Source organism: Bacteroides stercoris ATCC 43183 (genome assembly GCF_025147325.1).
Lineage (GTDB): Bacteria > Bacteroidota > Bacteroidia > Bacteroidales > Bacteroidaceae > Bacteroides > Bacteroides stercoris.
Window position 1 is genome coordinate 2,404,492 of the sequence record NZ_CP102262.1, and the last position, 14,079, is coordinate 2,418,570.

Consider the following 14,079-nt stretch of genomic DNA (forward strand, 5'->3'; position numbering starts at 1 on the left):
GATATAAACTGATTTACTTATATAATCCATGAAGAATCTGCTATATATTGTCTTTTTGTTTGTTTTTGTTTCTGCTTGCAGCACGAAACCGGAGAACAGGCCATACAGCTGGGATGATGATTTGCACCAGCGTCTGCTTACGGATTTTTGTTTGACGGAATCTCAGGTCAAGGACTATATCAGAAAGTATATTCCTGATGTAACGGACGAACAGATGCGGCAGTGGGAAGCATCCAATGCTTTGGAGTGCATGGTTCTGGATGGTGAAAAACGCTATTTCCGTAATGCCGGTCCTAATCTGTTTCGTGTGGATTCTGCCTGCTATGATATAAAGATAGCCAAAGAGGGCACTGCTCTAAGCGGAAGTGAGAAGGTGAACAAAGAGAATCTGCCCGAAGTGATTACCGCCGTGAAGAAAGAAAACAAGGCGATAGTCGTTCCCAAGCGGATGCGTGTCACTTATACGCTGACGGTAGACACCAATGCCGTTCCTGCCGGAAAGCTGGTTCGCTGCTGGTTGCCTTATCCCCGTACCGACCAGTCCCGGCAGCGGGATGTGAAATTCATCTCTGCCAGTGAGCCGGACTATGTCCTTTCTCCGCAAGAGTGCCGGCATAGCACGCTCTATATGGAAAAGCGTGCGGTACAAGGAGAGCCTACCGTGTTCTCCGAAACATTTGAGTATACATCCTGCGGAGAGTGGCATAATCTGCGCGCGGAAGATGTTCTGCCTTATGATACGACTACCGCTCTTTATAAAGAGTATACCGCCGAGCGGGAGAAACACATCGTCTTCTCTCCGCGGCTGCGTGAGTTGGCTGCCAAGTTGGCAGCAGGTGAAACCAATCCTTATTTAAAGGCTAAGCGCATCTTCCGTTGGATTAACGATCACTTCCCCTGGGCATCTGCCCGCGAGTATTCCACGATTGAGAATATTCCGGAATATGTATTGGACAACCGTCACGGCGATTGCGGTCAGGTCAGCCTTTTATTCATAACCTTATGCCGCATCAGCGGCATTCCCGCACATTTTCAGAGCGGGTTCATGATGCATCCCCGTGCTTGGAACCTGCACGATTGGGCGGAAGTATATTTTGAAGGCGTAGGGTGGGTGCCTGTAGACCAATCGTTCGGAATCCCGGCTTTTGCCCGCAATGCCGATGAAGAGTATTTCTTCCTGGGTGGTATCGACTCCTGGCGCATGATTGTAAATACCGATTACGGCATGCCGTTAGTGCCCGAAAAGAAGTATCCGCGTAGCGAAACCGTAGATTTCCAGCGCGGCGAGGTAGAGTGGGAAGGTGGAAACCTTTATTTTCCGCAATGGAGTTACCATATGGACATCGATTACCTTAATTATTAAGGTATGGCATACAGCTTGAAAACAGATGATGTGTTGAGGCGAAACGCATCATCTGTTGAACCTCAACGCATCATCCGTTACAGGCAAACGGATGGTGCGTTTTTGTTTTGTCTATCTGTCAGTCTTTTAACAGACAGTAATCGTGCATAAATGCTAATTTGTCAGCTTCTGCCGTTAACCGCTGTTAAGTCCCAAATATTCACTGTTAAAAGAGAACAAAAAAGAGTGACAAGCGGAATAACAGAACGATTTTTGTCGTTATTTTAACGTCAGAATGTTAAATGAGATTTGAATATTAACAATTAAAGAAAATAGAAAGTAATATGAAACAGACAACAAAAAACATCCTTGGAGTTGCAGCCATTGTAGTTCTGAGTGCAGGAGTGGCCGGTGTTACCACTTATAAGATGCAGAATAAGGAAAAGTCTGCTACATTCAGCGAATTGTTCCAGCAGAACCCTAATAATTTACGGTTGGCTGCTTATAACGCGACGGATGCGCAGCCTGTTGACCTGACGCAAGCGGCAGAAAGTTCGGTTCATGCCGTAGTACATATACGTGCCAAACAGTTGAGCAAGACTCAGACAGTGCAGAGCATGCCGGATATTTTTGACTTCTTCTTCGGTGACGGTCGCGGACAGCAGCGTCAGATACAGACCCAGCCGCGCGTAGGTTTCGGCTCCGGCGTGATTATTTCCAAAGACGGCTATATCGTAACCAACAACCACGTGGTTGAGGGTGCTGATGAAATTACCGTGAAACTGAACGATGACCGCGAGTTGAAAGGCCGCATCATCGGTACTGACCCCAGCACCGACCTTGCGCTGATTAAGATTGAGGGTGACGATTTCCCCACAGTACCGGTAGGCAACTCCGACGAACTGAAAGTAGGTGAGTGGGTGTTGGCGGTAGGTAACCCGTTCAACCTGAACTCTACCGTAACAGCCGGTATCGTCAGTGCAAAGGCTCGTGCCATCGGTGCAACGGCGTCCAACGGACAGGCTGCGAATATCCAGTCTTTCATCCAGACGGATGCTGCCATCAATCAGGGCAACAGTGGTGGTGCTCTGGTTAATGCAAGAGGTGAGCTGGTAGGTATCAACGCCATGTTGTATTCACCGACAGGTGCATACTCCGGCTACGGCTTTGCAATCCCCACCAGCATCATGACGAAAGTTGTAGCGGACTTGAAGCAGTTCGGTACGGTACAGCGTGCTTTGCTGGGTATTACCGGTACTACACTGGGCACAGACCTGCAAATGGACGAAAGACTGGCTGAGGAAATGAAGAAGAAAGCCGACGAACTCGGTGTGAAGGAAGGTGTCTTGATTGCCGAAGTTGTAGAAGGCGGTTCTGCTGCCGGTGTGTTGAAGTCGGATGACGTTATCGTCGGTATTGACGGTAAGAAGGTGCATAAGTTTACCGATTTGCAGGAAGTGCTGGCTAAGCATCGTCCGGGCGATAAAGTAAAGGTGAAGGTAATCCGTGACAAGAAAGAGAAGGAATTTGTATTGACGCTGAAGAACTCTCAAGGCAATACGAAAGTAGTGAAAGATGCCGGAATGGAACTGTTGGGTGCAGCTTTCAAACCTGTATCTTCCGAATTGAAGAGACAACTTAACTTGGGTTACGGCTTGGAAGTAACCGGAGTGTCCAACGGTAAAATGGCAGATGCCGGTATCCGTAAGGGATTCATCATCCTCAAGGCGAACAATGTACAGATGAAGTCGGTAGAGGATCTGGAGCAGGTACTGAAAGCTGCCGCCCAATCTCCCGAACAAGTGTTGTTTATCACCGGTATGTTCCCGTCGGGCAAGCGTGCAAGTTATGCTGTTGATTTGAGCCAGGAATAACAAAAACATGATAATCAGGTAAGAAGATTGTAATATAAGCAAAGAAAGATGAAAAGAAAGGTGTCGGCGAATACTTGCCGACATCTTTTTTGTTGTATAAGTAAGGTATAAATAAGGTGAAAAAGTTTCGGCATGTTAGTGTTGTAATAAATAATTTGTCGTAACTTTGCAACCCAAATCTGTATTATAAGAATGAGACAACTAAAAATTACCAAAAGTATCACTAACAGAGAGAGCGCTTCTCTTGACAAGTATTTGCAGGAAATCGGTCGCGAAGACCTCATTACAGTCGAAGAAGAGGTAGAGCTCGCTCAGCGCATCCGCAAGGGTGACCGTGTTGCACTGGAGAAATTGACACGTGCCAATCTGCGTTTCGTTGTATCTGTAGCCAAACAGTACCAGAACCAGGGTTTGAGTTTGCCCGACTTGATTAACGAGGGTAATTTAGGACTGATTAAGGCTGCCGAAAAGTTCGATGAGACACGTGGTTTCAAGTTCATCAGTTATGCAGTATGGTGGATACGTCAGTCCATTTTGCAGGCTTTGGCAGAGCAGTCGCGTATTGTGCGTCTTCCCTTGAACCAGGTAGGCTCGCTGAATAAAATCAGCAAGGCTTTCTCCAAGTTCGAGCAGGAAAACGAACGTCGCCCGTCGCCCGAAGAACTTGCCGATGAACTGGAAATCCCTGTTGACAAAATCTCCGATACGCTGAAGGTTTCCGGCCGCCATATTTCGGTAGACGCGCCTTTCGTTGAAGGAGAAGACAACAGCTTGCTCGATGTGCTGGTCAACGACGACTCTCCTATGGCCGACCGCTCTTTGGTGAACGAGTCTCTTGCGAGGGAAATTGATAGAGCTCTTTCTACGTTAACCGATAGGGAAAAAGAAATCATACAGATGTTTTTCGGTATCGGACAGCAGGAAATGACATTAGAGGAAATCGGCGACAAATTCGGTCTCACACGTGAGCGTGTCCGCCAGATTAAGGAAAAAGCAATCAGAAGATTAAGACAAAGTAATCGTAGTAAATTGCTCAAATCTTATTTGGGATAAATAAGAATATCGGTTTCTGACAAATAAAAGAAATTAAGAAAACCGGTCTGTCCAGAGTGGATGGCCGGTTTTTTTATTATCTTTGCCCCATTAAACAATCAAAAAGAAGTTATGAAGCACATAAAAATAGTATTTGCAGTGATGCTCGTATTTACTTTGTGTACAGCGTTTACAATGAAAAGCCATAAGCCTGTTTATGCTTTTGGCGTAGCGGCGTCTTTCAATGATTCGGTAGTGTATTGTACGGAAATCCAAGTATTGGACAGTACGGCACTGGACAAGAACGGTTTTTTGCCCAAGCGTGACTTGTACAGCTATCAATTGAAAAACTATCTGGAATACGATTTGAAGAAACCCGATTATACGTGTATGATCTATTTCAGTGAGAATAAAAAGAAACTGGAAAAGGAAGCTGTCAAGGTAAAGGCGAAGTATAAGAAGAGCACAATGGTGTTGCAGGCTATTACGTCGGATAAGTTCAGTTTTAAGAAGCCGGAAGAGTAATCGGTGCGTTGCAACAATTATACGATACCTATGAGAATGAAGCTTTATACATTGCTGTGCATATCTTTTTTCCTTTTGTTTACGGCTTGTAATCAAGATGATGATCCGGTGCCACCTGAGGTAGGAAGTAGAACCGTGCTTGTTTACATTGTAGCGGATAATAACTTGTCGTCATTTGCGAAGGAAGATGTGGAAGAGATGATTGCAGGCATGGAATCCGTTGATTTGTCATCCAGTAACTTGCTGGTATATCAGGATGACAGGGTAGCACCAGTTTTGTTCCGGATCTCTAGAAACAAGAAAGGGCGTTTGGAGAAGGAGATAATCAAGGAGTATGCAGAGCAGGTATCCACGAAGGCCTCTGTGATGAAGGAGGTAATGCACCGTGCTTTCTATGAATATCCGGCAGACAGTTACGGTTTGGTTTACTGGTCGCACGCAGACGGCTGGATTCCTTATCCGGTACCTTCGGCTTCTACACGCTGGATAGGGCAGGATACAGGAGAGGGGCAGGATAACCGTATGAATATATCTGACTTTGTTGATGTATTGGATGACGGGATGCCTCACTTTGACTTTATAATGTTTGACGCATGCTTTATGATGTCTGTAGAAGTGGCTTATGAGGTGCGTAATTATACCGATTATTATATCGGTTCGCCTACGGAGAATCCGGGTCCGGGCGCTCCTTATGACAAGGTTGTTCCTTATATGTTTAAACCGGGCGCGGCTGCACAAATGGCAGAAGCCTACTTTAATCATTATAAGGATAATTATAAAGCAGGAGAGGGTATCTCGAATGCAAACTGGACAGGCGGAACTTCCATTTGCGCTGTAAGGACAGATGCGTTGGATGATTTGGCGGATGTGACAGGGCAACTCTTGGAGCGCGCGGACAACGAAAGCGTGCCTTCTTTTAATACGGTGTTTGATTATGATAAGCGGGATATGGAAGAAGGACATGTCGGTTACTATGATTTCTCGCAGATGATGGAAATGCGGCTGGATGCCGATGCTTATGTTGCTTGGAAGAATGTGTTTGATGCTTCTATTGTCTATTGGAATACTACAGATAAAAATTACTCCATGTTCAAAAGAATGTTTTCAATGGAAGGAACAAACGGCATTACGCATTATATCCCCCTTTCGGTTGATTCCAAAGCTGCTGAGGCTTACCGTTCCATGGCTTGGTATAAAGCTGCGGGACTCGAAAATATGGGCTGGTAGTATGTAGTAGGAATAGAAAGGACTTTGAATATGATATGGTTATAATGGAGATGCGTCCGAGAGGATGCATCTCTTTTTTTATGTTTTTCGTTATATTTTATAACTTGCAATGATTAAACTGCATGTTTTTAATAATAGCTTATTCTTCTTGTTATACAGGTATAATATATTATTAAATAGTATATTAACATTATTTTCCTAAGGAAACTATTTTATATTGGAAATTATTACTTCCTTTGCAGTATCAAACTAAAAAGAAAGAAATATGAAATATGTAATTATCGGTGGCGTTGCAGGTGGAGCCACGGCTGCTGCCCGGTTAAGAAGAATAGATGAGCAAGCTGAAATCATTTTATTGGAGAAAGGCAAATACATTTCCTATGCCAATTGCGGATTACCTTATTATATAGGCGGTGTTATCGCCGATCGCGAAAAACTATTGGTTCAGACTCCCGCATCATTCGGTAAACGTTTCCGTATCGATGTGCGGGTAGAGAACGAAGTAATCGCAATCGATCCGGAAAAGAAAACATTGACTATCCGTAAAGCAGATGGAAAGGAATATGAAGAAACCTATGACAAACTTCTGCTTTCTCCGGGAGCCAATCCGGTGAAACCGCCTTTGGAAGGCATTGACTCGGAAGGTATCTTTACGCTTCGCAATGTAGAAGATACCGACCGGATTAAGGCTTATATCACAGACAAGCAAGTAAAACGCGCAGTTGTAGTAGGCGCAGGCTTCATCGGACTTGAGATGGCGGAAAACCTGCATCATGCGGGCGTTACGGTTTCTGTTGTAGAGATGGGCAATCAGGTTATGGCGCCTATCGACTTCTCCATGGCTGCACCTATTCACCGGCATCTGATCGAAAAAGGCGTTTCTCTTTATCTGGAAGAGGGCGTTACCCGTTTCCGGCGTACTGAAGAGGGAATTACCGTTTTTCTGAAAAGCGGAAAAACGATTCCTGCCGATATGGTATTGCTTTCTATCGGTGTGCGTCCGGCAACGGCATTGGCGCAACAGGCAGGTTTGGAGTTGGGCGAAACGGGCGGTATCCGGGTAGACGAGCACTTGGAAACTTCCGTAAAAGACATCTATGCTGTGGGCGATGCCATTGAATATCCCCATCCGCTGACCGGAAAACCGTGGCTCAACTATCTGGCCAATCCGGCAAACCGTCAGGGACGCATCGTTGCCGATAATATGGCCTTGGGCAATACCACATCCTACGAAGGAGCTATCGGTACATCCATCGCCAAAGTCTTTGATATGACGGTAGCTTCTACCGGACTTGCCGCCAAGCGTCTGAAACAATGGGGTATGGAGTATCAAAGCTCGGTAACCCATTCTGCTTCGCATGCAGGTTATTATCCCGATGCGTTGCCTCTGACCTTGAAACTGACGTTCCATCCGAAAACCGGAAAACTCTATGGTGCGCAATGCGTAGGCTACGAGGGAGTGGATAAGCGCATCGACCAGATAGCGGGACTTATCAAACATGGCGGAACCGTTTACGATTTGATGGAAACGGAGCACACCTATGCACCGCCTTTCTCATCGGCAAAAGACCCTATTGCCATAGCCGGATACGTGGCTTCCAATATTATCAGCGGCGCCATGCCGGTTATTTCCTGGCGCGAACTGGCAGAGAAGAAAGACGAAGTAATGCTGATAGATACCCGTACCCCTGAAGAATTCTCGTTCGGAACGATTCCGGGAGCTGTCAATATCCCGCTGGACGAGATGCGCGACCGTTTGTCGGAAATACCGGCGGATAAGCCCGTCGTGCTTTTCTGTGCCGTAGGTTTGCGCGGATATTTGGCACAACGTATTCTGATAGGACGCGGTTATCGCAATACGGCCAACTTGATAGGCGGATATAAGACCTATTCTACAGCAGTGGCGCCCATTCCTGCTCCTACGGCATCATCGCCGGCTCAGCCTGCTGCATCCGCTCCGTCGCAATCGGCACAGAGCGGTTCTGCCAAAGAGCCTTTGAGGGTTAATGCCTGCGGCCTGCAATGTCCCGGCCCTATCATGCAGGTAAAGAAAGCCATGGACAGCATCGCTCCGGGCGAGCGGGTGGAAATTGTGGCGACCGATGCCGGATTCGCACGTGATGCTTCTGCCTGGTGTGCCACTACGGGCAACAAGCTGATAGAGAAAAAGGAAGAAAAAGGACGCTACACGGTATTGCTTGAAAAAGGCGATGAGGCTTGTGCCTGCCCGTCGTCTCTTCCGGCAGCAGGCGGACGGGGAAAAACTTTAATTCTTTTTAGCGATGATTTAGACAAGGCTTTAGCTACCTTTGTACTCGCTAACGGCGCAGCGGCAACCGGACAGAAAGTGTCGATATTCTTCACCTTCTGGGGATTGAATGTCTTGAAGAAGATACAGAAACCCCGGACAGAGAAAGATATTTTCGGAAAGATGTTCGGTATGATGCTTCCGTCCAGTTCATTGCGGCTGAAACTGTCCAAAATGAATATGATGGGCTTGGGCAGCAGGATGATGCGCTTCCTGATGAAGCGGAAAGGAATAGATTCTTTGGAATCGTTGCGTTCTCAGGCGTTGGCGCAAGGAGTTGAGTTTATTGCTTGTCAGATGTCTATGGATATGATGGGCATCCGGCGCGAAGAATTGCTGGACGAAGTTACCATAGGCGGTGTGGCGACCTATATGGAGCGCGCGGACAAGGCGAATGTGAATCTATTTATATAAACGGAATAATGGAAACTTTATGTAGAATCCGCGATATTTACCGGGCGATAGCCGAGTTTGAAGTAAAATTCATGCAGGAGTTTGACTTGTCGTTGAATGAGGGTATGCTGTTGTGTACCCTGCTCAATACGCCCAAACTCACCTCCAGCGAGATAGCGGAAGCGCTCGGACTGTCAGCTTCCAATACTTCCAAGGTAATCCGCTCGGTAGAGGACAAGAAGCTGATTACCCGACTGGTGGGAAAAACGGATAAGCGTCAGATGCACTTTGCGCTGACGCCGGAAGGGAAGAGCCGTATTACGGTCATTAAAAACAGCACTCCCGAAATTCCGGCCCTATTGCAGGAGATTGTTTAGGGAGAGGCTTTCCGGTTTATTCATGGTGATACGGCCCGCCGTTCAGTATGGTCATGGCACGGTATAACTGCTCCACAAAGATAAGTCTTATCATCTGATGCGAAAAGGTCATGCGCGAAAGAGACAGCTTTTCGTGTGCCGCTTCATAGACTTTGGGGGAGAAGCCGTAAGGGCCGCCAATAATAAAAACCAGCCGTTTGTTTACGGTGTTCATCTTGCGCTTCATATAGTCTGCGAACTCTATGGAGCGCATTTCTTTTCCGCCCTCATCCAGCAGCACCACCACATCGCCCGGTTGGAGCGCTTTCAGTATCAGTTCGCCCTCTTTTTCTTTTTGTACGTCTGCGGAGAGGCTTTTGGTATTTTTCAGTTCCGGGATAACTTCCATATCGAACGAGAGATAGCGTCGCGTGCGCTGTATGTAGTCATTGATGGCTGTAATAAAGTGCTGTTCTACGGTTCGTCCTACGACGAGCAAGGTCATTTTCATATGAATTACTGATTTTCGTGCAAAAATAATCCTTTCCTGTGAGAATGTCGCTTTTCTTTTCTTGTTATTTATAAGATTTGCTTACCTTTGCCTATCATTAATACTTGTGAAAATGAATAAACGAGTAGTAATATTATGGCTCTGCTTCTTTGTCTGGACAGTTTCGCTTATGGCACAAGACGTACCGGCAGGAGTGGTCGCCGCCTTTAAAAAAGGAAATTCTCAGGAACTGAACGGGTATCTGAGTGATAAAGTGGAACTGATTCTGGAGAGTCGTTCAATCAATGTCGACAACCAAGCGGCAGAGAAAAAGATGGCATCTTTCTTTTCCGGTAATCGGGTGAGCGGTTTTACGGTGAATCACCAGGGAAAGCGCAATGAGTCGAGTTTCATAGTCGGTACGTTGACAACCGCGAACGGAAACTTCCGGGTGAATTGTTTCTTTAGAAAAGTGGCAGGCAAATATGTGATACACCAAATAAGAATAGATAAGACAAATGAATAAGGAAGAAGAATTGATTGACAGGCTGATTGACCTGGCCTTTGCCGAAGATATAGGCGATGGTGACCACACCACCCTTTCGTGCATTCCTGCTACGGCAATGGGCAAATCCAAGCTTTTGATTAAAGAAGCCGGTATTCTTGCCGGTATCGAGGTTGCTAAAGAAGTGTTCCGTCGTTTCGACCCCACCATGAAAGTGGAAGTATTCATCAATGACGGCACTGAAGTGAAGCCGGGCGACGTGGCTATGGTTGTGGAAGGCAAGGTGCAGTCTTTGTTGCAGACCGAACGCCTGATGCTGAACATTATGCAGCGTATGAGCGGCATCGCTACCATGACCCATAAGTATGCCGAGAAGCTGAAAGGTACGAATACCCGTGTGCTCGATACCCGTAAGACGACTCCGGGCATGCGTATTCTAGAAAAGATGGCTGTGAAGATAGGTGGCGGCGTAAACCATCGAATCGGTCTGTTCGACATGATTCTGCTGAAAGACAATCATGTTGACTTCGCCGGCGGTATCGACAAGGCCATTACCCGTGCCAAGGAATATTGCAAGGAGAAGGGCAAGGACCTCAAGATAGAAATTGAAGTACGCAACTTCGACGAACTGCAACAGGTACTCGATTTGGGTGGCGTAGACCGTATCATGTTCGATAACTTTACACCCGAAATGACGAAGAAAGCCGTAGAAATGGTAGCAGGCCGTTATGAAACGGAATCTTCCGGCGGCATCACCTTTGACACTCTGCGCGACTATGCCGAATGCGGCGTAGACTTTATCTCGGTAGGTGCTTTGACGCATTCCGTAAAAGGATTGGACATGAGCTTCAAAGCCTGCTGATAAAGGCGATATAATACAGGAGAAAGCCTCTCATAGGGAATGCTGCCCGTCAGGGCAGATCTGTGAGAGGCTTTTTTCTTATGTTATAAAGGGCAAATGATGAAACGGAAAGATATGGATAACCTTATTCTTTAACTTCTTTTTAGAGATTCTATTGCAGCATTCTGCCGGATGCTGCGTCTAACTAACAAACGACGCGAAGAGGCGTCCGTAAAACGAGCACTGACATTGGAAAATGAGATAGAACTGATAGAGGGCTGCCGGGCAGGAAAGGATTCCGCACGAAAGGAACTTTACACTCTCTATTCCAAGCAGATGCTGGCGGTATGCTACCGTTATACGGGCGATATGGATGCGGCGCACGATGTTTTGCACGATGGCTTTATCAAAATCTTCACCCGCTTCACGTTTCGCGGTGAATGTGCATTGGGCACGTGGGTAACGAGGGTGATGGTGACACAAGCTATCGACTATCTGCGACGGAAGCATCGTTTCAGCCAACTGGTGGTAAACGAAGAACAACTTCCCGATGTGCAGGACGAAGCGAGTATTGCCGAAAGCGGAAGCCGGCTTTCAGAGGAAGTGTTGATGGCGTTCGTGGCGGAACTTCCCGACGGCTGCCGTACCGTGTTCAACTTGTATGTGTTCGAGGAGAAGTCGCACAAGGAGATTGCGGAACTGCTTCATATCAAGGAGCATTCGTCTACCTCGCAGTTGCACCGTGCCAAGTGTATGTTAGCAAAAAGAATTAAAGAATATACTGAATATGAGAGAAAAAGATGAAATAACCGGATTGTTCCGCAGCCGTCTGTCCGGTACAGAGATGACGGTACGCGATGGCTTTTGGGAGCAGTTGCAGGAAGACGCGGCATCTTCGGCTGCAGGCCGGAAGAGAGCGGCTGTTCTTTCTCCTAAATATTATCGGGTGGCAGCCGCCGCATCCGTTATATTTGTGCTGGGAGCCGCTTCGGCCGCTTTCTGGTATTTCTCTCCGAAAGAGGAGATAAAGGAAGCTTTTACGCAAGTGGCTGCTTTGACGCCGGAAGGTAGTCTGGACGGAGATGTGGTGCAGGAATCTTTTCCATCTATCCATCAGGCAACCCCGATGGTACGGAATTCCGGTACAAAACAACCTGTCAATGGAATTCCCGCAGGCATGACTGCCCAATCGGAAACTGAGGGCGAGTCCGTTTCCGTCCGGCTTTCCATCACTATCAGGCAGCGGGTGCAGCAGGCCGGTGACAGTTACTTCAACAATAATGCCGTTGCACAAACCGGCAGTTCTTATCAGAACGCCACCGGTCGGGTAAGTTCTGCTTCGGACACCTTTTCCGCTGTTCCTGCGGAAGAAGAGCAGGCAACTACTCCTTTAAAATACCGGAAATCGCGTAAGTGGGCGTTGAAAGCAGCTCTTGGAACCTCTCTTCCTAAAGGGGACTACAATATGCCGCTGACGGCGGCCGTTACAGTGGAACGTAGTCTGAACAGCCGGTTCGCGTTGGAAACGGGTATTCTGTATAATCGTTTGCATGCCGACCGCACGCTCCATACTTTAGGGATTCCCGTAAAATTGAATATGACATTGGCAAGTACTCCCAAACTCGATTTATATGCCACTGTAGGCGGAACTGCCGAAAAGTGCATTGCCGGCGCTGCGGATAACGGCTTTAATGCGGAACCCGTTCAACTGTCAGTAGCGGCAGGAGTAGGGGTGCGTTACAGATTGAATGAGCGGTTTGCTTTGTTTGCCGAGCCTTCGGTTTCCCACCATTTCGGTACGGACTCCGAAACCGGAACCTTGCGGACGGAACGCCCTACGAACCTGAATCTTTTGTGTGGAGTGCGTATGACTTATTAACCTTAAATACAACAACGAAATGAATGCTCTCTGTAAACTATATAAATACGGATATCTGATACTTGCAATGGCAGCTTGCCTTATGCTTGCATCCTGCGGTAAAGAATCGCTGGATTACAATCATCCGGATGTAGATTTGTTTGTAAAACAACTGAAAACCGGCAAATACTCTACTCAAAGTCCTGAAGGACTGAGTAATGTTCCCAAATTTGCCAAAGAAGATATTGAAGAACTCCTGAAGTATGCCGAGGATTTGACGGTAATACCTTCTTTTCCGTTGGCTCCCGTATCCTATTCGGCAGGCGGAAAACTGCGGTTAGGCGAATGTATCCTGTGGACGGTGGAAACGATTCGTTTGGGACATAATGCTTCGATGGGGTGTAAGATGGTGCATACCGATGCCGAGAATTATGAAGGCATCTACTTTCTGACCGATGAGGAGGTGCTCGATGCAGCCGCCCGTTACCGTCGTTGGTGGGAAGGCCGGAAATATCCGCGTACCATGTGGACTATAGACCCTTGCTACGACGAACCGCTTTGCGGAAGCAGCTATATGTGGTGGTGAGATTAGGTATAAAGTGTAAGGTATAAAAAAACAATCGGGTGAAGTATTCTATTCTCTTTTTGGGGTTGCTTTGTGCGGTAGCCTTTCCTCTTTACGCTCAAGAGTGGACGCCGCAGGACTCTTTGCGCCTGCACCGGTTGCTGAATGGCGGGGAAGAGATGAAGCTGAATCCGGATGTATTGAAGGAAATGGGCGTTGATGCTCCTTTGGGCTCTCCAAAGGCTGATGTAAGTAAGACGTGGATGGACTTTGATGCTTCCTTACCCGCAATGCCTCGGATGCCGGAGAAAAAGGTAGTGCTTACCTTACGGCCTTATACCGCAAACACCAAATACAACTGGGATCCCGTCTATCAGAAGAAGATTACGGTGAACAAGAATACATGGCGGGGCAATCCGTTCTACGAACTGACCAGACTCAAAATCTATACAGACTGGGCAAAGCGTCCGTTGGATGCCGGGCCGCGTGAGAGTATCGAACAGATAGAAGCTACCGGTTTGCGCTATATGGTGACCGAACGTGCCAACAATATGGCAGTGGGGAGTTGGCGAAGTGTCGGCGGCGGTGGCATTGCAGGTGATTTCATGCGTCCTTTTACAAAAGATTTCTGGAACAGGAAAGCTGCCAGACGCCGTGCACGTACTTTGGAAGTATTAAGAACCTACGGCGATTCCATAACTGCCCGTCGTAAAGAGACGATTATCAAATAGGGATATTCCGCTTTGAGTATTGAACTTTATTT

At 47.1% G+C, this 14,079-nt stretch carries 14 protein-coding genes; 13 read left to right on the plus strand and 1 reads right to left on the minus strand.

The genetic code is table 11. From position 1 onward, the window contains the following. The first annotated feature begins 28 nt into the window (after nt 1-28). The 7 genes from NQ565_RS09855 (at nt 29) to NQ565_RS09885 (ending at nt 9,078) form a co-directional block, all read left to right on the plus strand. Nucleotides 29-1,363: a transglutaminase-like domain-containing protein gene (locus tag NQ565_RS09855; RefSeq protein ID WP_005653418.1), complete on the plus strand. Its 1,335-nt coding sequence runs from the start codon at nt 29-31 to the stop codon at nt 1,361-1,363. Nucleotides 1,364-1,686: 323 nt separating this feature from the next. Further along, nucleotides 1,687-3,216 (plus strand): trypsin-like peptidase domain-containing protein, encoded by a 1,530-nt coding sequence (locus NQ565_RS09860; RefSeq protein WP_005653415.1) that lies wholly within the window; start codon nt 1,687-1,689, stop codon nt 3,214-3,216. A gap of 192 nt (nt 3,217-3,408) precedes the next feature. After that, the gene (locus NQ565_RS09865; protein WP_002561589.1) at nt 3,409-4,269 is read left to right on the plus strand and encodes a sigma-70 family RNA polymerase sigma factor; all 861 of its coding nucleotides are present in this window, start codon (nt 3,409-3,411) and stop codon (nt 4,267-4,269) included. A gap of 111 nt (nt 4,270-4,380) precedes the next feature. Further along, nucleotides 4,381-4,773, plus strand: a complete 393-nt coding sequence (locus NQ565_RS09870) for a hypothetical protein (protein ID WP_016662114.1) — start codon at nt 4,381-4,383, stop codon at nt 4,771-4,773. A gap of 30 nt (nt 4,774-4,803) precedes the next feature. Beyond that, on the plus strand, nt 4,804-6,000 hold the full coding sequence (locus tag NQ565_RS09875; protein ID WP_005653359.1) for a clostripain-related cysteine peptidase: 1,197 nt from the start codon (nt 4,804-4,806) through the stop codon (nt 5,998-6,000). Nucleotides 6,001-6,265: 265 nt separating this feature from the next. Then, the gene (locus NQ565_RS09880; RefSeq protein ID WP_005653357.1) at nt 6,266-8,722 is read left to right on the plus strand and encodes an FAD-dependent oxidoreductase; all 2,457 of its coding nucleotides are present in this window, start codon (nt 6,266-6,268) and stop codon (nt 8,720-8,722) included. Between the two features lie 8 nt (nt 8,723-8,730). Further along, a complete protein-coding gene (locus NQ565_RS09885; RefSeq protein ID WP_005653356.1) occupies nt 8,731-9,078 on the plus strand; it encodes a MarR family winged helix-turn-helix transcriptional regulator in 348 nt (115 codons plus the stop codon). A gap of 16 nt (nt 9,079-9,094) precedes the next feature. Here the strand turns inward: NQ565_RS09885 and rlmH are convergent, their stop codons facing one another. Beyond that, complete coding sequence (rlmH, locus tag NQ565_RS09890; RefSeq protein ID WP_005653354.1) at nt 9,095-9,568, minus strand: 23S rRNA (pseudouridine(1915)-N(3))-methyltransferase RlmH; 474 nt, start codon at nt 9,566-9,568, stop codon at nt 9,095-9,097. A gap of 112 nt (nt 9,569-9,680) precedes the next feature. On the opposite strand from rlmH, the gene NQ565_RS09895 reads away from it, so the two are divergent. The 6 genes from NQ565_RS09895 (at nt 9,681) to NQ565_RS09920 (ending at nt 14,047) form a co-directional block, all read left to right on the plus strand. After that, entirely contained in the window at nt 9,681-10,073 is a 393-nt protein-coding gene (locus NQ565_RS09895) for a DUF4783 domain-containing protein (RefSeq protein ID WP_005653352.1), read from the plus strand. Next, nucleotides 10,066-10,914 (plus strand): carboxylating nicotinate-nucleotide diphosphorylase, encoded by an 849-nt coding sequence (gene nadC / locus NQ565_RS09900; RefSeq protein ID WP_005653350.1) that lies wholly within the window; start codon nt 10,066-10,068, stop codon nt 10,912-10,914. The genes NQ565_RS09895 and nadC overlap by 8 nt, the downstream gene beginning before the upstream one ends. A 171-nt stretch (nt 10,915-11,085) precedes the next feature. Next, nucleotides 11,086-11,697, plus strand: coding sequence for an RNA polymerase sigma factor (locus NQ565_RS09905; RefSeq protein ID WP_005653348.1), 612 nt, complete (start codon nt 11,086-11,088; stop codon nt 11,695-11,697). After that, complete coding sequence (locus NQ565_RS09910; protein ID WP_005653346.1) at nt 11,681-12,772, plus strand: porin family protein; 1,092 nt, start codon at nt 11,681-11,683, stop codon at nt 12,770-12,772. Before NQ565_RS09905 ends, NQ565_RS09910 begins: the two co-directional genes overlap by 17 nt. Before the next feature lie 19 nt (nt 12,773-12,791). Continuing rightward, nucleotides 12,792-13,337, plus strand: a complete 546-nt coding sequence (locus NQ565_RS09915; RefSeq protein WP_005653345.1) for a DUF4943 family protein — start codon at nt 12,792-12,794, stop codon at nt 13,335-13,337. Nucleotides 13,338-13,375: 38 nt separating this feature from the next. Continuing rightward, nucleotides 13,376-14,047, plus strand: coding sequence for a DUF4858 domain-containing protein (locus tag NQ565_RS09920; protein ID WP_005653343.1), 672 nt, complete (start codon nt 13,376-13,378; stop codon nt 14,045-14,047). The last annotated feature ends 32 nt before the right edge of the window (nt 14,048-14,079 follow it).

Excerpts from the sequence above, each read along its gene's own strand:
- NQ565_RS09855 (WP_005653418.1), top strand. The coding sequence starts at position 29 with ATGAAGAATCTGCTATATATTGTCTTTTTGTTTGTTTTTGTTTCTGCT.
- NQ565_RS09860 (WP_005653415.1), top strand. The coding sequence starts at position 1,687 with ATGAAACAGACAACAAAAAACATCCTTGGAGTTGCAGCCATTGTAGTT.
- NQ565_RS09865 (WP_002561589.1), top strand. The coding sequence starts at position 3,409 with ATGAGACAACTAAAAATTACCAAAAGTATCACTAACAGAGAGAGCGCT.
- NQ565_RS09870 (WP_016662114.1), top strand. The coding sequence starts at position 4,381 with ATGAAGCACATAAAAATAGTATTTGCAGTGATGCTCGTATTTACTTTG.
- NQ565_RS09875 (WP_005653359.1), top strand. The coding sequence starts at position 4,804 with ATGAGAATGAAGCTTTATACATTGCTGTGCATATCTTTTTTCCTTTTG.
- NQ565_RS09880 (WP_005653357.1), top strand. The coding sequence starts at position 6,266 with ATGAAATATGTAATTATCGGTGGCGTTGCAGGTGGAGCCACGGCTGCT.
- NQ565_RS09885 (WP_005653356.1), top strand. The coding sequence starts at position 8,731 with ATGGAAACTTTATGTAGAATCCGCGATATTTACCGGGCGATAGCCGAG.
- rlmH (WP_005653354.1), bottom strand. The coding sequence starts at position 9,568 with ATGAAAATGACCTTGCTCGTCGTAGGACGAACCGTAGAACAGCACTTT.
- NQ565_RS09895 (WP_005653352.1), top strand. The coding sequence starts at position 9,681 with ATGAATAAACGAGTAGTAATATTATGGCTCTGCTTCTTTGTCTGGACA.
- nadC (WP_005653350.1), top strand. The coding sequence starts at position 10,066 with ATGAATAAGGAAGAAGAATTGATTGACAGGCTGATTGACCTGGCCTTT.
- NQ565_RS09905 (WP_005653348.1), top strand. The coding sequence starts at position 11,086 with ATGCTGCGTCTAACTAACAAACGACGCGAAGAGGCGTCCGTAAAACGA.
- NQ565_RS09910 (WP_005653346.1), top strand. The coding sequence starts at position 11,681 with ATGAGAGAAAAAGATGAAATAACCGGATTGTTCCGCAGCCGTCTGTCC.
- NQ565_RS09915 (WP_005653345.1), top strand. The coding sequence starts at position 12,792 with ATGAATGCTCTCTGTAAACTATATAAATACGGATATCTGATACTTGCA.